15 protein-coding genes are annotated in these 18,887 nt (G+C 53.7%); 7 read left to right on the top strand and 8 right to left on the bottom strand.

Annotation, left to right across the window (positions count from 1 at the left end; all coding sequences use genetic code 11):
- Positions 1–30: 30 nt before the first annotated feature.
- Genes B1757_RS11865 through B1757_RS11830 form a run of 8 tightly spaced genes read right to left on the bottom strand, consistent with a single transcriptional unit; the run spans position 31 to position 6,582 of the window.
- Complete coding sequence (locus tag B1757_RS11865) at positions 31–1,005, bottom strand: AAA family ATPase (protein WP_253253839.1); 975 nt, start codon at positions 1,003–1,005, stop codon at positions 31–33.
- Positions 1,002–2,471 carry an aminomethyl-transferring glycine dehydrogenase subunit GcvPB gene (gene gcvPB, locus B1757_RS11860; RefSeq protein WP_253253838.1) on the bottom strand — a complete coding sequence of 490 codons (1,470 nt, stop codon included), beginning with the start codon at positions 2,469–2,471 and terminating at the stop codon, positions 1,002–1,004. Before gcvPB ends, B1757_RS11865 begins: the two co-directional genes overlap by 4 nt.
- Positions 2,468–3,811 (bottom strand): aminomethyl-transferring glycine dehydrogenase subunit GcvPA, encoded by a 1,344-nt coding sequence (gcvPA, locus tag B1757_RS11855; RefSeq protein WP_101538502.1) that lies wholly within the window; start codon positions 3,809–3,811, stop codon positions 2,468–2,470. Before gcvPA ends, gcvPB begins: the two co-directional genes overlap by 4 nt.
- Positions 3,812–3,816: 5 nt before the next feature.
- Positions 3,817–4,200 carry a glycine cleavage system protein GcvH gene (gcvH, locus tag B1757_RS11850; protein ID WP_101538501.1) on the bottom strand — a complete coding sequence of 128 codons (384 nt, stop codon included), beginning with the start codon at positions 4,198–4,200 and terminating at the stop codon, positions 3,817–3,819.
- 4 nt (positions 4,201–4,204) lie between these two features.
- Positions 4,205–5,314 (bottom strand): glycine cleavage system aminomethyltransferase GcvT, encoded by a 1,110-nt coding sequence (gcvT, locus tag B1757_RS11845; protein ID WP_101538500.1) that lies wholly within the window; start codon positions 5,312–5,314, stop codon positions 4,205–4,207.
- A gap of 12 nt (positions 5,315–5,326) precedes the next feature.
- Positions 5,327–5,812, bottom strand: a complete 486-nt coding sequence (locus B1757_RS11840; RefSeq protein WP_101538499.1) for a YajQ family cyclic di-GMP-binding protein — start codon at positions 5,810–5,812, stop codon at positions 5,327–5,329.
- Between the two features lie 36 nt (positions 5,813–5,848).
- Entirely contained in the window at positions 5,849–6,337 is a 489-nt protein-coding gene (locus B1757_RS11835) for a molybdenum cofactor biosynthesis protein MoaE (RefSeq protein WP_101538498.1), read from the bottom strand.
- A gap of 2 nt (positions 6,338–6,339) precedes the next feature.
- On the bottom strand, positions 6,340–6,582 hold the full coding sequence (locus tag B1757_RS11830) for a MoaD/ThiS family protein (RefSeq protein WP_101538497.1): 243 nt from the start codon (positions 6,580–6,582) through the stop codon (positions 6,340–6,342).
- 165 nt (positions 6,583–6,747) lie between these two features.
- On the opposite strand from B1757_RS11830, the gene sohB reads away from it, so the two are divergent.
- The 7 genes from sohB (at position 6,748) to B1757_RS11795 (ending at position 18,872) form a co-directional block, all read left to right on the top strand.
- Complete coding sequence (gene sohB / locus B1757_RS11825) at positions 6,748–7,725, top strand: protease SohB (RefSeq protein WP_253253837.1); 978 nt, start codon at positions 6,748–6,750, stop codon at positions 7,723–7,725.
- Between the two features lie 109 nt (positions 7,726–7,834).
- Complete coding sequence (locus B1757_RS11820; protein WP_143484258.1) at positions 7,835–9,946, top strand: putative bifunctional diguanylate cyclase/phosphodiesterase; 2,112 nt, start codon at positions 7,835–7,837, stop codon at positions 9,944–9,946.
- A complete protein-coding gene (locus B1757_RS11815; protein WP_101538495.1) occupies positions 9,943–13,671 on the top strand; it encodes a bifunctional diguanylate cyclase/phosphodiesterase in 3,729 nt (1,242 codons plus the stop codon). Before B1757_RS11820 ends, B1757_RS11815 begins: the two co-directional genes overlap by 4 nt.
- Positions 13,672–13,830: 159 nt before the next feature.
- The gene (locus B1757_RS11810) at positions 13,831–15,099 is read left to right on the top strand and encodes a paraquat-inducible protein A (protein WP_101538494.1); all 1,269 of its coding nucleotides are present in this window, start codon (positions 13,831–13,833) and stop codon (positions 15,097–15,099) included.
- Positions 15,092–16,753: a PqiB family protein gene (locus B1757_RS11805; RefSeq protein ID WP_101538493.1), complete on the top strand. Its 1,662-nt coding sequence runs from the start codon at positions 15,092–15,094 to the stop codon at positions 16,751–16,753. The genes B1757_RS11810 and B1757_RS11805 overlap by 8 nt, the downstream gene beginning before the upstream one ends.
- Positions 16,750–17,331: a PqiC family protein gene (locus B1757_RS11800; RefSeq protein WP_253253836.1), complete on the top strand. Its 582-nt coding sequence runs from the start codon at positions 16,750–16,752 to the stop codon at positions 17,329–17,331. The genes B1757_RS11805 and B1757_RS11800 overlap by 4 nt, the downstream gene beginning before the upstream one ends.
- Positions 17,328–18,872, top strand: coding sequence for an MFS transporter (locus tag B1757_RS11795; RefSeq protein WP_101538492.1), 1,545 nt, complete (start codon positions 17,328–17,330; stop codon positions 18,870–18,872). The genes B1757_RS11800 and B1757_RS11795 overlap by 4 nt, the downstream gene beginning before the upstream one ends.
- The last annotated feature ends 15 nt before the right edge of the window (positions 18,873–18,887 follow it).

Here is an 18,887-nt window from a genome sequence, read left to right as displayed (position 1 = left end):
ATGCTCCTGCTGGCAGAACATCCGCACGGCTCAGGGATGAATATCCAGGCCCCAGGCCTCCTGACCCAGCAGCAGCGTCAGATTTTCGCCGGACAAACTGGCTGTGGACAGCAGGCGATGCGCCAGTACCGGAACCGCCACCGCACACAAATCATCAGGGATGACAAAATCCCGGCCCGCCAGAAACGCCCAGGCCTGGGCGGCAGATTTCAGGGCCAGCAAAGCGCGAGGGGATAAGCCCATACGGATACGGGCATCCATTCGGGACCGCTGCACTATCTGCAGAAGCATGTCTTCCATTTCCGTGCCCAGAAATACCGCCGTGACCTGCTGCCGCCATTTTTGCAACAAGTCCTGATGCGCCAGGGCAGACAAATCGGCAGGATGCTGGTTTTTACCCTGGATCAGCAGGCGTTCTGCTTCGCGACCGGGATAGCCGAGGGAAAAACGCAGGATAAAACGGTCCAGCTGGCTTTCGGGCAGCGGAAAAACCCCGGCATGTTCCTGGGGATTCTGGGTGGCAATCACAAAAAAAGGATCCGGCAGGGGCATGCTCTGCCCATCTGCAGAAACCTGACCTTCGGCCATGGCTTCCAGCAGAGCTGACTGACTGCGGGGCGAGGCCCGGTTGATTTCATCCATGAGGACCACTCCGTGAAACACCGGACCGGGATGAAATACAAAGCGTTGACTACGCGGATCAAAAACACTGCTGCCAAGAATATCTCCCGGCAGGAGGTCGGCAGTCATCTGCACACGGGCAAAATCCAGTCCCAACAAACGGGCCAAGCCCAGGGCCAAGGTAGTTTTACCCACTCCGGGAACATCTTCCACGAGGATATGGCCGCCCGCGAGAAAACCGGTCAGGGCCAGACGGATAGCTCTTTCCTTGCCGAGCAGGACTTCCGCCAGGGCTACCAGTAACTGCTCGGGACGGGGATCAGACTGCGCCGGAACGTCCGGGGTTAAAGATGCGGCATGGGTTTCCGGCGCACCTGACATCATGAAAGAGCGGCCGCCACGTCCAGCTTGCGCGCGGCCAGGGCTTCATCCAGTCGGCCTACGGGCAGATGGTGTGGAGCTTCCCGCAATAGTTCCGGATGCGCCAGGGCCTCTTCACGAATTTGCGCCATGACCGCCACAAAACGATCCAGGGTCGCCTTGCTTTCGGTTTCCGTCGGCTCAATCAAAAGGCACTCGGGCACCAGTTGCGGAAAGTAAATGGTCGGCGCATGAATACCGAAATCGAGCAGGCGTTTAGCCACATCCAGGGCGCGAATCCCACTGGCCTGCTGCAGATCACTGACCGAAAGAATGAATTCATGACTGGCCCGGCGTTCCGGAAAAGCGACCTGGTAACCCAGTTTCTGCAATTCCTTGAGCAGATAATTGGCATTGAGCGCGGCGTAAGCCGAAACCCGACCGACACCCATCCGACCCAGACGGCGGATATAGGCATGGGCGCGCAACAACACACCGATATTACCGCCGTGGGCGCTGAGTTGACCGATACTCTGGGGTGCATCTTCTGCCGTCATCCAGCGCAGGGCGCCACTCTCTGCTTTGGTGACGGTGGGCAGAGGTAAAAAGGGCTTGAGACGCTCCTGAACGGCCACGGCACCGGCACCGGGTCCGCCACCGCCATGGGGTGTTGCAAAGGTCTTATGCAAATTCAGGTGCATCACATCAAAACCCATTTGCCCGGGCTGAACGCGCCCGAGGATGGCATTGAGATTGGCTCCATCATAGTAGAGCAGCCCCCCGGCCGCATGAACGTGCCGGGCGATTTCCGCGATACGTCTTTCAAAAACTCCCAGGGTCGAGGGATTGGTGAGCATGATGCCAGCCACATCCGGACCCAGATGGGCATCCAAAGCTTCCATATCCAGATCGCCATCGGGCAGATTGGGAATTTCGATGACCTCAAATCCGGCCATTTGCGCGCTGGCCGGATTGGTACCGTGGGCCGCCGTGGGGATCAGCATTTTGTTGCGGGCCGTATCTCCCCGGGCGTGATGATAGGCGCGGATCATCGCTACCCCGGCCAGCTCGCCCTGTGCCCCCGCTGCCGGGGTCAGGCTGACGGCAGCCATGCCCGTCGCCGCAGCCAGCCATTCCTGGAGCTCCCAGAGCACCTGCAGCAGGCCTTGCATGGCCGGCGCCGGGGTATCCGGATGCAGTCGGGCAAAACCCGGCAAGGATGCCATGGCATGGGCAATGCGCGGGTTATATTTCATGGTGCAGGATCCCAGTGGATAAAACTGGGTATCAATGGAAAAATTCTTTTGTGACAAGCGCGTATAATGCCGCAATACATCCAGTTCAGAGGCATTGGGGAGATTTAACGGGGTCTTGCGCAGCAATTCAGCGGGAATATCTCCGGGACTTTCCGGCGCTGGTAAAGCATGATCATGATCGAAAATACTATCCGTCACGGCATTTTGCCTGCTGTTTTCCTGGGGATAGTTCATTGGGCCTCCAAAACGCTGTGCAGGGCGTCGCGATAGGTCAGCAGGTCGGATTCTTCCAGCAGTTCCGTCGTACAGACCAGCAGGTCTCCGGCTTCTCCCATATGCCACTCCTGCAGGGGAATGCCGGCCAGCAGGCCGTGCCCCAGCAAGGCATCGCGCACTTTGACCGCAGAAACGGGCAGACGCAGCACCCATTCATGGAAAAATGGACCAGCATGGGGAAAGCTGACTCCCGGCAGCTCTTTCAGCCATTCCCGCAATTGCTGAGCGCGGGTATGACAGATTTGGGCGGTTTCCTGGAGGCCATGACTGCCGAGGGTCGCCATGTGAATGGTGGCAGCAGTCACCATCAAGCCCTGATTGGTGCAGATATTACTGGTCGCCTTGCCGCGCCGGATATGCTGTTCCCGGGCCTGCAGGGTCAGGCAGTAAGCTTCCCGGCCCCGGGCATCAACCGTTTTGGCTACCAGTCTTCCGGGCAGTTGCCGAACATAGGCCTTGCGACAGGCGAGAAAACCAAAATAGGGGCCACCGCCGGTCAGGGGGATCCCCATAGGCTGGCCCTCCCCCACGGCGATATCGGCGCCCTGTTCGCCCCAGTCACCGGGAGCCTTGAGCATGGCCAAGGCCAGGGGGTTCACTACCGCAATGCTCAACAAGCCATGGGCATGGGCCCAGTCGGTGAGACTGTCTACCGCTTCCAGCAGGCCGAAGGCATTGATCTGAGGGATAATCATGGCCGCTGCGTCGCCGGCTTCTGTGGGCAACTGTAACAAGCCGGTTCGGGCATCATAAGGCACCGGTATGAGACGAATCTGCTGCATACCCAATACCGTATCCAGTACCTTCCGCCAGCTGGGCAGGAGATTTTCGGGGACGAGAATGCTTTTTTCGCTGCCCTGAATGCGCAAGGCCATCAGACAGGCTTCCGCCAGCCCCGAGGCGCCATCGTAGAGTGAGGCATTACTAACTTCCAGCCCTGTCAGACGCGTGATGAAGCTCTGATACTCATACAGTACCTGCAAAGTACCCTGACTGGCTTCGGGCTGATAGGGGGTGTAAGCAGAATAAAATTCTCCCCGGGCGGCAATTTCCCAAACGATAGCGGGAATGTGGTGGGCATAGGCACCACCACCGGCAAAACACAGCAAAGGGGAATTACTCAGTGCCCGGCCTTCCAGCTCCCGACGCAGTACCCGCTCGGACAGCCCTTCGGGTAATGCCATGTCATGCACTTGCAGACTGGAGGGAATTTCATCAAATAGCGCATCCAGACTGCTTAGGCCGACGGCCGCGAGCATGGCCGCCGTCTCCTCCGCATCATGAGGTATATAGGGCATTTAGCTTAAGCTCCCTCGATAGCGCTGTAAGCCGCCGCATCCAATAATTTGTCAAAAGCAGCCGCATCGGCACTGACCACCATGATCCAGCCTTGCCCATAGGGATCCTCATTGAGCCACTGAGGATTGTCACTGAGCCCTTCATTGCGTTCCAGCACCTTGCCGTCAATGGGTGAATACAAGTCGGCTGCGGCCTTGACTGATTCCAGCACGCCGCAAACCGTCCCGGCCTTGACGGTTTTACCGATTTCGGGCACCTCGGCATAGACCAGATCACCCAGCAACTCCTGGGCATGATCGGTAATGCCCATCCGGTAACGTCCCCCGCCCAAATCTTCGACCCACTCGTGGGTGTCGCTATAACGTAATGATTCCGGAATTTTACTCATGCCCTCAACACTCCTCAGCAAAGGAAAAAGTAGCGGCGCCCTGACGCCAGAAAGGCGGCTTGACCACCAAGGCTGGCTTGCGAGCGCCACGAATGACTAACTGCAGGATACTTCCCGGTTCTATCGGCGCATTGACCCGCGCCAGGGCAATACCGCACTGCAAACTCGGCGAAAAGATGCCACTGGTGACTTCCCCGCAAGGCTCTCCGGCCCCATCTTCCAGCCCGTAGCCATGGCGGGGAATACCAGCGGGCAAGGCTATGCCGATCAGCCGTGGACCATCGCCGCGTGCGGTTTCAGCTTCCAGTGCGCTGCGGCCGAGAAAATTCCGTTCCGGATCCCGCAAATCCACCGTCCAGGCAAGATTGCTGGCGTAGGGGGAGACCTGGGTATCCATATCCTGACCATATAAATCCAGGCCCGCTTCCAGGCGCAGGCTGTCTCTGGCGGCGAGGCCCGCCGGGATTATTCCGGCCGCGAGCAGACGCTCCGCCAAGGCAGGCATCAGGGTATTGGCGGTGATGATCTCTACCCCGTCTTCACCGGTATAACCGGTACGACCAATGAAATAATCATTTGCTTCCAGCGCCGTGAAGGTTTTCATGCTCTGCAGGTCTGGGAGTTGCAGCAGGTCAGCCACTATTGACCGCGCTTTGGGGCCCTGCACGGCGAGAATACCCAGATCAGGGCGTTTTTGCAGCGTCACCTGCCAGGCATGCTGGTCTATCAGTCGCTGAAAATGTGCTGTATCGGCTTCGGCTCCCGCCGCATTGAGGACAATCCGGTAGGCATTCGCAGCCCAATGATAAATAATCAAATCATCGAGGATGCCGCCGTCCGCCTGTAACAAGGTGCTGTACAGGGCTTTCCCCGGATGCGCGTCGAGTTTGGCCACATCGTTGGCCAGGGCATAACGCAGCAGGCGGCGGGCATCTTCACCTTCGATATCCAATGGCCGCATGTGGGAAACATCAAAAAAACCGGCAGTCTCACGAACAGCTTTATGTTCCGCCAGTTGGGACGCGTATTGCAACGGCATTTGCCATCCGGCGAAATCCACCATACGGGCACCGTGGGCCAGATGCCACAGGTAGAGCGCAGTCTGTTTGCTCATGGGTATCTGCCTTCAGTCGCGAAAATTATTGAATTGCAGGGGTAGACCAAAATCCTTGGCGCGCAAAGCGGCAATAGCCGCCTGCAATTCGTCGCGACTTTTTCCGGAAACTCGGAGCTGGTCACCCTGGATACTACCCTGGGCCTTGAATTTGCCATCCTTGAGATGCTTGATCATGCGTTTGGAAACTTCCGTTTCCAGCCCCACTTTCAGGGTGAGCACCTGACGTTCCATGCCCCCTGCTGCGGCAGCACATTTACCGACATCCAGGGCTTTCAGATCCACACCACGTTTGACCAGCCGGGCTGAAAACAGATCAATCATCTGCCCCAGTTTATATTCATCTTCGGCGATCAGAATGATTTCTTTGTCTTTTCGTTCAATAGACGCCTTGCTGCCCTTGAAATCATAGCGGGTGGTAATTTCTTTCTGGGTAGTATGCAAGGCATTGTCCACTTCCTGCATATCCACTTCAGAAACCACATCAAAACTTGGCATAAAAGAGTTCCTTTACTGATCTGCTTCTGGATAAATTCAACGCGAATGGAGTAGGTGCGGAGCGGCATGAGGCGCATGGCTGTGCCCCTCGCGACTTCCCGCCCGGCAACCCGGACAATCCGTCACCCAGCGCGATCCCTGGGGCGTAATTTCCTTTTTCCAGAACGGCGCACTGCTTTTGAGCACATCAATCAAAAAACGACAGGCATCAAAGGCGGTAGCACGATGCCGGGACCAGACTGCCACCAGCACAATCTTATCCTCCGGCTGCAATACGCCGTAACGATGAATAATCAAACTATCGAGAATGTCATACTGTTGCGCAGCTTCGCGGCTGACCCGCTCCAGTTCTTTTTCCGTCATCCCCGGATAGTGCTCAATATCCAGAGAGAGAATGTCGCTGGCATCACTGTAATCCCGCACTGTACCGATAAAAGTCACCAGCGCTCCGGCCCCCTTCGATTCAGTCATTCCGGCGCACTCGGCCGAAACATCAAAATCTTCTTCCTGAACTTTAACAATCACTCTCAACCTCCTGTTACTGGAGGGAAAAATGCCACTTCGTCATCATCCTGAACGGGAGCGGTAAAAGGCACATGCTGCTGATTGAGAGAAGCCAGTAAGTGCACGTCACGCAACTCCGTTCCAGCCTGCCCCTCCACCATAGTCAACACCTCTTCCACCGAAAAATCCCCGGGCGGACAGGGCAACTGCATTTCCGCCATCCCGACGCGCTCGCGGACGCTGGCAAAAAATTTCACATGAATCATTCGAGAATTCCATTAGCGTAGATTGCAAATGATAACGCCCGCAGGCCCTGGGCTTCAACCGAAAGCATCCGCATGCCAGTACCCGACAAATTATTTCATGGGGGACATCTCGCCGCCTTTTGGACCTGCATCCATCTGGTATATAGTCTGCCCATGGAAAATTTCTTGAGTCACTACCTGACCTTTCTCGCCGAAACCGCCACCATTGTGGTCGCTATCCTGATCGTCGCCGGAGGCATTGCCGCCATTGCCCTCAGCAAGCGCAAACCTACGCCAGCAGGCCAGGTACAGGTGACTGATCTGCGCCGCCAGATCGAACAGTCAGGCGCACACATTGAAGCCCTGCGCCTCGATAAAAAAGCCCGCAAAGCGCAGCAAAAGGCGCTCAAAAAAGCGCACAAAGCCCAGAATAAAGAAACTGAAAAATGCACCTATCTGTTGGACTTCAAGGGAGATATCCGGGCCTCGGCGGTGAGTACTCTGCGTGAGGAAATCACCGCCATCCTTCAAGCCGCCCAACCTGGTGATGCGGTGCTGATCCGCCTTGAAAGTGGCGGGGGCATGGTCAACACCTACGGCCTGGCGGCAGCCCAACTGCTGCGCCTGCGTGCCGCCAAAATACATTGTACGGTGCTGGTGGATGCTGTCGCTGCCAGTGGTGGGTACATGATGGCCGTCACCGCAGACCGGATTGTGGCCAGCCCTTTTGCCCTGCTGGGCTCTATAGGCGTGGTGGCGCAGATTCCTAATTTTCATCGCTGGCTGCAGGAGCGCAATATTGATTTTGAGCAGTTCACTGCAGGTAAATTCAAGCGTACGGTAACACTGTTTGGCGAAAACACCGACAGCGGCCGCGCCAAGTTGCGTGAGGAACTGGAAGAAACTCATGCCCTGTTCCGTGAATTTGTGGAACAATATCGGCCACAGCTGGATCTGGAGAAGGTTGCTACCGGCGAAGCCTGGCTGGGTAGCAAGGCCTTGCAATTAGGTTTGGTAGATCAATTGGCCACCAGCGACGAGATCATTGTGGATGCAGCGCAAGATGGGAAACTGCTGCAGATCAGCTATCAACGACCCAAAAATCTCACACAAAAAATAGGCCTTGCTGCCCAGCGTGGCTGGGATAGCCTCTGGTTCAGATGAACAGCTTAAATTAAGACTTTACTTATGTAATAATACGACGTGAAGACCTTGCCTTCCTGGCAAGTTATCCTATATAAATTATATTAATTCATCACGGCAGAAGCCAATCGTGTCTCATCAAAAAGAAAATAATTCCGTCATAGAGCGTGACAGAGCCACACTATTCTCTTCTATGCTGCAGGCTTTGAGTGCCGTACCTGCTGATGCCGGCGCTTACGGCTTTCTCAATGCCCTCTGCCAGAGCCTTCTCGATCACAACCTCAATCTGCAATGGGCCTGGTATGCCTTCCCGATCAACGGACGACCTCTACTCCCTTATCAGGAATTCGGGATTCAACAACGTCCCTACATCACCGAAGAGCCTCAAGACCCTTGTTATCAGGCACTGAACAATAATACAACGCTCACCTATGCTCTGGATAATCCAGATTGTCCCGAGTGGCTTCAAGCTTTGCGCCCGCAACTGGCAGAAATCATTATCGTGCCTTTTGGGATTGAAGAACAAAAGGCCCTGGGTGTAGTCGGCAGCAGTGAGCCCGGTTATTTTGCGCGCGTTGGCACCGATTTTTTTTCGGCATTCGCCTATATGGGCGATATGATCATGAGCCTGCAGCGCCAGTCACGACGCGATCCTCTGACCGGATTGTATAACCGCATGGAGTTGGATGAGCGCCTGGAGCGTGCCCTGGATCATGCCGATCATCATCAGCGACTATTGGGCGTCGCCATGCTGGATATCGACAATTTCAAGGACATTAATGGTCAGCTTGGCAGGCTGGGTGGTGATCAGGTCCTGGTGGAATTCAGCCAACGTCTCCAAAAAAACTTGCGCAAGGAAGACATGCTGCTGCGCATGAGTAGTGATGAGTTTGTCTTGCTTTTTGAAGACATGGAGCGTTGGGCCGATCTGGAAGTGATCATGGAACGCATTCGTCAGTCCTTAGACCAGAGCTTCAGCATCAATCAACAAAATTTAACGATTCAGGTCAGTATCGGCGTGACCGTTTATCCTCTGGACGATGTCAAGCCCCGGGAAATCATTCATCATGCCGACCTGGCCCTGCATCAGGCCAAGCGCCAAAAAGACCAAAAAGCGCAGTTTTACACCTTATATGATCCTTCTTCCATTTATGACCCCAATACACCGCAACTCATCGCCCGACGCCAGCATTATCATGCACTACTCGACCAGCATGTCATTACCTTTTATCAGCCGATCATCCATATCCCCAGCGGCCGCATCTTTAAAGTGGAGGCGCTGGCCCGTCTGGTAGAAAATGGCAAAATTCTTGAAACTGGAGAATTTCTTCCATGGCTCAACGCGGAAGACCGCCGCGCCCTCAGTTGTCAGGTGCTGGAACAGGCAGCCCTACAATGGCGTCTATGGCAGGATAGTGGTCAGACCGTAGCTATTGCCGTCAATTTTGAGCCTCAGGACCTGTTGCTCGAAGAAGTCATCCTGTTTATTGAAAACATATTAAATCGCTACCAGATGGCTCCAGAACAACTATTTATCGAAGTACTGGAAGGGGATGAATTTCTGGATTATGCCTCTGCCAAAGTGCAACTGGGTCGCCTCAAGGCCTTGGGCGTGAGGATTTCTCTGGATGACCTGGGCACGGCCTACGCTAGCCTTCTACGCCTCAAGGACTATCCTTTTGATGCTGTCAAGTTGGACCAGGCCTTCAGTCGCCACCTGGAAAGCCGTCCTCGAGATCTGCATTTTCTGGCCAGTATGCTGGAAATGGCCAATGGCCTGGGTGTAGAGCTAATAGTAGAAGGTATCGAAAACAACGAAGTTCTGGCTGCGGTATCGGCCTTGGGGATTCGTTATGTCCAGGGCTACGTCCTCAGTCGTCCCATTACCGCCCACGATATCAGCCAACGATTCCTGAGTCAGAAATTACCTATTCAGTCTAATGAAAGCAGCCTGCTGGTGGCCTTTGCGCGCTTTCTTGTGCTCGCCAAAGGATTGCGTGCTGTTCTGCAAAGCATGCCACAAAGCATTAATGTACAGATGACTTGTGATAACCTGTCTTGTCCCCTTTATCCATTACTGGATACCATACCTAGCCTGCGTGGCAAGCGCGAACAATTACAACAAGTCATTACCGACATCAGTGAAAGACAACTCTCCCACGAATACAATCTGGAATTCTACGACCATCTGACCGCCGATATCCTCAGCCTAATGGCCAGCCACATCACGGCAACGATGTGAAATATTTTGCAGCCATTCAGCTCCCTCCCCGAGGCATCAGTTTAAGCCTTCGACAAATTATTGGCCTCAATATTGGGCTTTTACTCGGGCATGTCCTGTTCACGATTTTCGCGGACCTGCTTTTCAGGCATTCCCTGGCAGGACCTTTCTGGCCGATCTGGCCGGCTGCCGGTGTCACCGCCTACGGATTGCTGGTCTGGGGACCACGGGTCATACCGGGTCTTTGGATTGCGGCATGGCTGGGCGGCTATTTATTTACCCATCTTCATGCAGATGTAGCCACCTGGTTTGCCTGCAGCGAGGTTCTCGGCGCCTGGCTGGGCCGTGTGCTGCTCCGGCGTTTCAGCCCGGACTGGGCCGGCTTACAAAGTATTCGACAGACTATCGCTTATCTTCTCCTTTTTGTGGCAATACCCTCCCTGCTGACTGCTGTCCTGACCGGAGCAGGCGGCTGGTTATTGACCAACGCGGCCAGCGTGGTCAGCGCCAGCATACCTCATCTCATTCTATTCTGGGCCATGGCCAACGCGGGAGCCATTCTTAACGTAACCGCTTTACTCTTGATATTGCTGCACGGGAATCGCCTGCAAAGAAGCACCTTGGACTACCGTTTTCTGCTACTGGCATCGGCAGCGCTCACTGCCATTGTACTGCTGTTTTTTATGAACTATTCAACAGGAAACCTGGCGATGGGCGCCGTTTTCCTGCTGATCCTGCCTTTCCTGTGGTTACTGGCCAATTATCCGGCAAAACTGGTATATCCCTTGGCTAGTTTAGCCTACCTGCTGGCCCTGCTGGGTACCAGTATGGGTTATGGACCTTATGAGCATAGTCGGATGCTTTATCCCGAAACCATGGCGCAAATAGTTGGCCTCCTGCTGGAAAGCATCGGCCTGATTGCTGCTGCCATGATGTATGAACGCAGTCATGCCACTCAAGCACTGGAAATAGCCAATCGTAATCTAGAACAAAGAGTGTTCAGTCGCTCCCAGGACCTCCAGACACGTAATCGCGAATTACAAGTCAGAGACGCTTTTCTGCAGTCGGTCACCGAAGTGAACCGTCTTTTCGCAGCCATAGAAACACAAGAACTTCCCAGGGTGCTGGACCGCTTCTGTAACATACTGGTAGAAAGAATGCGCCTGGCCGCCGCCTGGATTGGCGTTGTAGACGAACAAAGCGGACGTATTGAATTGGCGGCAAAGGCTGGAGAACTGGCCGGGCCACTCAGCCAACTGCAGCTGTATTGTTGGCCCAGCGATGAGATACCTCAATCGCCTTCGGGTCGCGCCATCATGGAAAACCGCACCCTACTTTTTGGCGCGAATGACCCCCTTTTTACTCCCTGGCAGGAGCTCATCAAAAAGCATCGGATGGGCGGAAGCATTTACACCCCCTTTTCATGGGCTGATGGGCGACGCGGAGTCATCGCTTTGTACCGTTATGATGATATGGTTTTCCCCACCGCCATTATCGAACTTCTGGAACGCTTGAGTGAAGATTTAGCGGCATTTCTGCGCCAGCGTCAGGTCGTCCGCCAACTGGAAGACGCCCGGATATTGCAGAAAACCATGCTGGTCAGCGGAGATATTGCCCTGCAGGCGCGGGATGCATCACAAATGTTGCAACAAATTTGTGATGCACTCATCCAAAGTGGTCTTTTCAATGCCGCTTTTATCATACGTCCCAATACAGAGGGGGTATTCCAGGCCTTGGCACTTGCGGGGCACCATGTCGACTGGATATTGAAAAGACGCTGGACCATTCATCCGGAAGACATCCCCGACGGTCAGTCTCTGACATCCCAGGCCTGGCGCATGCGGGAGCATCGGGTTATTCAGGATTACCTCAAAGTGCTTGGCCCTCATGCCGACTGGTACCAGGAAGCCGAGGAGCATCAGTGGCGCTCTGCAGCCACTTTTCCTATCTACCATCAGCAAAACTGCTGGGCCATGCTCAACGTCATCGGCCCTCGCCCCGATCTGTTCAATAGCGAAATCATCGAGGTACTGCAACAGATCGCTCTGCTTGTAGGTCATGGTCTTGATGAAATTCACCTGAAAGGAGAACTGATGGATGAAAGGCTGCGACAAAGCCATCTCGCCCGTCATGACGCACTGACAGGACTCGCCAACCGAAGGGGCTTTACGGAGTTTTTACATCCTGCCATGACCAGAGCACGGCGAAATGACCGGATGCTGGCAGTAGCCATGCTGGATCTGGATGATTTCAAGCCCATCAACGATCAGTTTGGTCATGCCAGCGGAGATCTCCTTTTACAAGCCGTGGCCAAGCGCTTGCAACAAGGACTGCGGCAGAGTGACTATCTGGCCCGTCTGGGCGGGGATGAATTTGTCTTGGTTTGGGACAACCTGCAAAAGCCAGAGCAAATATCTCCGATTATGGAAAAAATCCGGGAAAAACTCGCAGCGCCTTATTTTCTCGGTGACTTACCCGGTATTCATGTCGGGATCAGTGCTGGTATAACCTTTTATCCCCTTTCCGAATACGATGATAGCGATGCCGACCTGCTGCTGCGAAAAGCGGATCACGCGCTTTACCAGAGCAAACAAAACAAATCCCGTCGCGACCAGTTTTGGTGTGCTTTTGCAGAATCGCAAAAAGCTGAACATCTACGCATTCAAACCCTGCTGCATGAAGGGAAAATGGTCCTTCAATACCAGCCCGTCCATGATTTGCGACAGGAGCGCATTGTCGGTGTTGAAGCGCTGGCAAGACTTAACAGCAAAGCTGAAGCGATTTCTCCGGGAGAGTTTTTGCCATTTCTTGAGCCTGAGGATCAATGGCGACTGACCCAACTGGTACTCACCCAGATTGCCGAAGACTGGCAATCCTGGAAGAAAAATGGCATTGATCTTTGGGTATCCCTGAATATTCTGCCCAGTTTTCTAACGCATTCACTGGCACTGGAACGCCTGCAGAAACTATTGGCAGCCTGTGCTGTACCACCGCAAAGTCTGATTCTGGAAATTCTCGAGAGTGAAGAACTCCGGTCACTGGAGTTCAGCGCAGAATCTATCCGTAGCTTACAAAAGCAGGGTTATCGTATTGGTCTGGATGATGTCGGCGCTGGCTACGCTTCTTTATTGTATCTCAAAGAATTACCTGTCGACGAAATCAAAATTGATCAGGCATTTGTGCGTAATCTGGGTAAAAACCCCAATGATCTCCATTTTCTTCGGGCGATGCTTGATATCGGCAATTCGCAGGGAGTAGAAATCATTGTCGAAGGCGTCGAAAATCAGAGTATTCTCAATGTATTGCGACTGATGCAAGCGCCCATGCTGCAAGGCTATGCCGTAGCCCTCCCCATGTGGGCCAGCGATTTACCGGACTGGATGGCCCGTTGCCCACTTTTTGTGCCAGAACCCATAGCGAGAAGATTTGATCTGCTGCAATTATATGCCCAAGTCATTGATCATCAAAAAACCATCAGCACCTTATTGATAAACAATCCACATTGGTTTGTGCAGCTCGCCCCCTGGGATAATGCGCATTGCCCCATTCAGCAAAGCCTCCATCACTTGAAGCACATGGATCTCAGCGAGTTTGCGGCAGCCCATCACCATTATCATGAAATGCTTGAAGAACTGACACAGTTGCTGAGCAGCAAGCCATTGATAGATCTGTATCCATTACAATGTCAAGGCGAGATCGTTCTGCAGGCAATTAGCTCTGCCATGCGCCGTTATCCGGACAGCTGAAAAGTTGTTGCGATAACCCGATAGGCTGTCAGTATTCACCAGAACGATACCGCGTCAGCAGTCCCACTGGGCCATTTTTCTGCTAGACTCATAAAAACAGCTTGAAATACGGAAGCCAATCTACCCGGCTTTCCCGGATGAAAGAGAGATCTATTATACATGTCACTGGATACCACGCTGATTGGGGTCCCTGATGCCGCGAAAGACCCTCCTCACGGGGTTGAGGTCTGTCCGGATTGTGGTCTTATCCAGCAGTTACCGTCGTTACACCATCATGGCAAGCTTGCCTGTCCGCGCTGTGGTCATGTCCTAGAACGCACCTCCGGACGCAGCATCAATGCGGCTCTGGCCATGACTTTATCGGCGCTTTTTTTGCTGATACCCGCCAATTTTCTGCCCTTACTGTCGGTGGATATTTTTGGTGTCCACCATCAAAGCATACTCGCTTCCGGCATCTGGGGGGTTGCGGCCCAAGGCTGGCCTCTGGTGGCCATCATTCTGGCATTGGAGTTACTGATTCTTCCCTTTTTTCGTTTCACCACCCTGGCTGTGGTATTGCTTGAGCTGGATACCGGGCATCATCCGCACTGGCTGGGCAGAATGTTTCGCTGGTCAGAGTGGCTTGATCAATGGGCCATGCTGGATGTATTTCTGATCGGTTTTGGTATCGGCTACGAGCGGGTTGCCCCCTTCTTGCCTATTGAGGTAGGTATCGGGGGCTGGTGCGTGGTCGGACTGGCTTTTCTCAGCATGTTGACCAGAGCCACTTTGGAGAGACGGGAAATATGGCGCCGGATTGGCCCCAACATGGAATCGCTGGATCCCGACCAGAAGTACATTGGTTGCGGCCATTGCGGAATGCCCGTTCATGCGCACCGGGAAGGCCAAAGCTGTCCTCGATGTGCGGCTAAAATCTGGCGCTATAAGCCCCAGGCCACGATGCGGACTCTCGCTTTTGCACTCGCCGGCTTTTTTTGTTATCCCTTTGCTTATCTTTTTCCCATGGAATACAACTATCAGATTGGCAAAATGGAAGGATATACCATCATGACGGGCGTCATGAAACTCGTTGATGCGCATTTTCTCCTCTTTGCCGGCATCATTTTCATGGCCAGCATTGTGATACCATTCCTGAAACTTTTTTCTCTGAGCTGGTTTTTCATTTCTGTGCACATTCATTCTGTGAAACGTCTGCGCCTGAAAACGCAAATCTATCGTCTCATCAAAACCATCGGGCGCTGGTCCCATGTGGACGTATTCACGGTAACCGTATTTTTACCTTTGATGCATTTATCCGGACTGCTTGCCGTCTATGTCGGAGACGCCCTTCCGGCCTTTCTGGCGGTGGTCGTTCTGACCATGATTGCGACAGAAATATTTGATCCACGCGCACTTTGGGCCGCATCTCTTCAGGAGTCCCATGAATAATCCTTTGCCGACAGCGCAAATACGTCGCTCTCGCTGGCCCGGACTGATCTGGGCAGTACCGGTTGCCGCTCTCGCCATTGTCGCCTGGTTGGCATTAAAAACCTACGTGAACCAAGGTCCTTCGGTGACCGTGCAGTTTCCCACTATGGGGGGTATCAAGGCCGATCATACCGTCGTGAAATATCGTGGGGTCACAGTCGGGCATGTGACTGCGGTCAAGCTCTCCCAGTCCTTAGGTCAAATTTCGGTGACCATTCGTTTTGATAACTATATGGCCCACCATTTGGGTAAAGGCACTCGGTACTGGATTGCCGGTGAAAAAGTCAGCTTCACCAATTTGAGCTCCCTGAAATCCCTCATCGCAGGTCCCTATATTGGCATTGATCCTCATCCTGGCCGCACGGTGCATCATGTCATGGGCTTGCATCAGGAACCCGTACTGAAAAGTGAATCCAAAGGCGTTACGCTCATTTTGCATGCCCCGGAAAAAGGGAACATTTCTCGTGGAGCACCCATTCTCTACAAAGGCGAACAGGTGGGTGAAGTCCGTGGCGAAACCCTGCAAAAAAATGGGGAAGGTTTCGATATTTATGCCTTTCTCCCCGAGCAGTCTCTGCATCTGGCCAACTCCCATAGCCGCTTCTGGAGCTCGGGTAATATTGCTATCAGTCTTTTCGGGGCCCATCCCGGGGTGCATGTCCCTGCCATTCCGGCCTTGCTGAGTGGCGCGATCAGCTTTTCCACGCCTAAAAATGGCGCCAAGTTGCAGGATAATGAAACTTTTCCCTTGTATCCCAGTGCCAGCGACGCAAAAAATGCGCCTCTGGAGAATGCCGTCACCTATCAGATGCAGATGCCTGGCGGCCCACAGGGGCTCAAAACCGGCGCTGCAGTCATGCTGGAAGGCGCTCGAATCGGTAGCGTCAGCGCCGTTCATATGTTCTTTGATGCGGATAGACAGGCACTATTGACCAACATCCAGATTCAAATCAATCCAGAGGCTATCCCTCTCAGTCATGGTCAACACTGGAACATGGCTCACCCCGAAGCGCAGATGAATGGCCTATTAAGCCACCTGATTGCGCAGGGTCTCCGTGCCCAACTGGGCAGTAATGTGCCATTGCTCGGTGCCAAGGTCATTGATCTCAATATGGTTCCCCAGGCTAAAGCTGCGCATTTAATGCCGGGACATCCTCCGCAGATTCCCATGGTCGAATCCGCAGGAATTCAGGATACCATCCATCAGATAAATGGTATTTTAAAGAAAATCAATGCGCTGCCTCTCCAACAGATTGCGGGCAACCTGGATATGCTTACCCACAATTTGTCGGCCTTGAGTAGTTCTCCGGAAACCCGCAAAACCTTGCAGCATGTGCAGCAGACCATGGCGCATCTGGACCAGTTGAGCAAGACGGCCAATAATGATCTGCCCGCTATTCTGAAATCCCTGCAAAGTGCCAGCAAGGAGGCTGATGCTGCTCTAAAATCTGGCAACGCTCTCTTACAAAACCGCGGAGCCGCCGCCAATAATCCGGAGTCCACTACCCTGCCCCGCGCTCTCTATGAATTATCACGTACCGCCCAATCATTGCGGGAATTGACCGATTATCTGAACAGTCACCCCAATGCCCTGATTTTCGGGAAAAGACCATGATGAACTTGCAGAAAAAAATCCTCTTGCTGGGATGCATTCTTGCCTTAGCGGGTTGCGCATCCACCCCAACCCAGTACTTGACCCTGTCCGCACAAACATCGGCACCAGTCCCACAAACATTGCAAGCGCAGGGATTACCGATATTAGTGGCGCATGTGCAAATGCCTGCCGATCTTGATCGAATGTATTTTACCACTCTACAGGGCCAACATCGCCTGGATGTGGCGAATCATGTTCGCTGGGCAGCCCCTTTGGGCGGTATGGCACAAAAAGTATTGGCCCAGGATCTCGCGAGTGAATTGCCGGAAAAAAACGTCCTTATGCCCGGGGATCCTCTGCCCCATGGTCCTTACCTGCTGGTCACCGTCAATATCCAGTCTTTCCTGCCCAGCAATGATGGCCAGGTGCTCCTGCGTGCTGACTGGTTCATTCAACACATGCCCGATGGCCATATTCAAAAGCAGGGACGCAATCAGTTTGAACAACATCATATTGCCAAAAGTCCCGAGGCCCAAGCGGCGGCGATGAGTCGGCTACTGACGCGACTCAGCCATGTCGTGGCCCAGCATTTGTCATGAAAGATGTGCCTAGGAGTGACGGCTCGCCGCACCATCATGTGCATTTGAATCCTCTACGACTCATCCATACTCTGCTCCACCAGGAAAAACACTGGCTCAATACCATCCCCAGACCCCGTGCCATCATTTTGTTGGCGCTCACTCAAGGTCTGGCCAGTTTGAATCTCGCCGCCCTGGGCACTGTAGCGCCATCGCTCGAAAGCAGCTTGCACATTGGTAACATTGCCTATGGTCTGCTTTCGACAGCATCCATACTCACCGGGGCAGCCGCAGCCCTTCCTGTAGGCATTCTCGGAGACCGCCACCAGCGTGTACCGCTACTGACGAAACTGATCTTGTTATGGGCGTTGGCCATGCTCTTCAGTGGCATCAGTCCCGGATTTGACTGGTTCCTGATTACCCAAATGCTGGCGGGAGCAGCCGGCGTCTCCGTAGGCCCGATCATCGCTTCGATTTCCGGGGATTTATTTCCTCCTTCCTGGCGTGGACGAGCTTTCGGCCTGATTGTCGGAGGGGAATTACTGGGGGCTGGCATCGGAATGATCCTGGCTGGCACCGTCAATACCTTGGCTAATTGGCGAATGGTTTTTGTGGTTCTGGCCGCCATGGCCATTCTGCTGGCTTATTTTTTATGGAAAGGCATGCGTGAACCAGAACGCGACAACATGAATAAGCTTGCCGCCGAACTCACCCGGAAATCCACAAAAAACGCTTCAGCCACTTCCGGACCCAACCCCAAAACAAAACGCTATCTTGTTGATGATATAAGAAAAAAATCTATCAAACCTGTGCAAAAACGCATTCTGCCAGAAGATCCGACCCGATGGCACTGGTTTCGAGCGGCCCGGACCATTCTTGGCATTCCCAGTAATCTGATATTGATTACCGCCTCATCAGCAGGCTATTTTTATTTTACCGGGCTGTTGGCCTTTGGCATTTTATATCTGACGCAAAGGTTTCATATCAACACTATGGCCGCCAGCACACTTTTTGTCGGCGCGGGATTAGGGGGCATCGGTGGCGTAGTCGCCAGCGGCTGGATAGCTGACTTTCTGTTACGCAAGGGACTGATTACCGCAAGAATATGGGTCACAGGAATTGCCTTCCTGCTCACCATTCCCTTTTTCCTGTTGGCCTTACACACCAATCAACAAGTGCTGGAATTCATCTGGCTGTTTATGGGATCAGCGGCATTGGGCGCCACCAATCCTACCCTCGACGCGGCCCGCCTGGATATCATGCACTCCCGTCTGTGGGGACGGGCGGAAGGCATCCGTATTTCCCTGCGTTACATCCTCGAAGCAGCAGCACCCTTTGCCTTTGGCTGGGTTTCCACCCACTTTTCACAAAGCTATTGTCATCTCCAGCATTGCAGTGACGGCTATGGTCTTAAGGTCAGCTTTGAAATTTTTACAGTTGTTCTTTTCGTGGCCACCCTGCTCATGCTATCCGCCATTTTCACCTACCCCCGTGATGTAGCGACAGCCCTGTTTTCACAGCAAGTCCAGAAGTCACCAAATGACTTGCAAAGCGATGGCTGAGAGCGCAATCTGCCT

The organism is Acidithiobacillus marinus, assembly GCF_002847505.1.
Classification (GTDB): domain Bacteria; phylum Pseudomonadota; class Gammaproteobacteria; order Acidithiobacillales; family Acidithiobacillaceae; genus Acidithiobacillus; species Acidithiobacillus marinus.
The sequence above is the reverse complement of the archived record's forward strand: the minus strand, read 5'-3'. Positions and strand labels throughout refer to the sequence as shown.

Coding starts and splice junctions, on each gene's coding strand:
- gcvT (WP_101538500.1), bottom strand. CDS start 5,314: ATGAGCAAACAGACTGCGCTCTACCTGTGGCATCTGGCCCACGGTGCC.
- B1757_RS11865 (WP_253253839.1), bottom strand. CDS start 1,005: ATGATGTCAGGTGCGCCGGAAACCCATGCCGCATCTTTAACCCCGGAC.
- B1757_RS11830 (WP_101538497.1), bottom strand. CDS start 6,582: ATGATTCATGTGAAATTTTTTGCCAGCGTCCGCGAGCGCGTCGGGATG.
- B1757_RS11810 (WP_101538494.1), top strand. CDS start 13,831: ATGTCACTGGATACCACGCTGATTGGGGTCCCTGATGCCGCGAAAGAC.
- B1757_RS11800 (WP_253253836.1), top strand. CDS start 16,750: ATGATGAACTTGCAGAAAAAAATCCTCTTGCTGGGATGCATTCTTGCC.
- B1757_RS11795 (WP_101538492.1), top strand. CDS start 17,328: ATGAAAGATGTGCCTAGGAGTGACGGCTCGCCGCACCATCATGTGCAT.
- B1757_RS11805 (WP_101538493.1), top strand. CDS start 15,092: ATGAATAATCCTTTGCCGACAGCGCAAATACGTCGCTCTCGCTGGCCC.
- gcvH (WP_101538501.1), bottom strand. CDS start 4,200: ATGAGTAAAATTCCGGAATCATTACGTTATAGCGACACCCACGAGTGG.
- gcvPA (WP_101538502.1), bottom strand. CDS start 3,811: ATGCCCTATATACCTCATGATGCGGAGGAGACGGCGGCCATGCTCGCG.
- gcvPB (WP_253253838.1), bottom strand. CDS start 2,471: ATGAACTATCCCCAGGAAAACAGCAGGCAAAATGCCGTGACGGATAGT.
- B1757_RS11840 (WP_101538499.1), bottom strand. CDS start 5,812: ATGCCAAGTTTTGATGTGGTTTCTGAAGTGGATATGCAGGAAGTGGAC.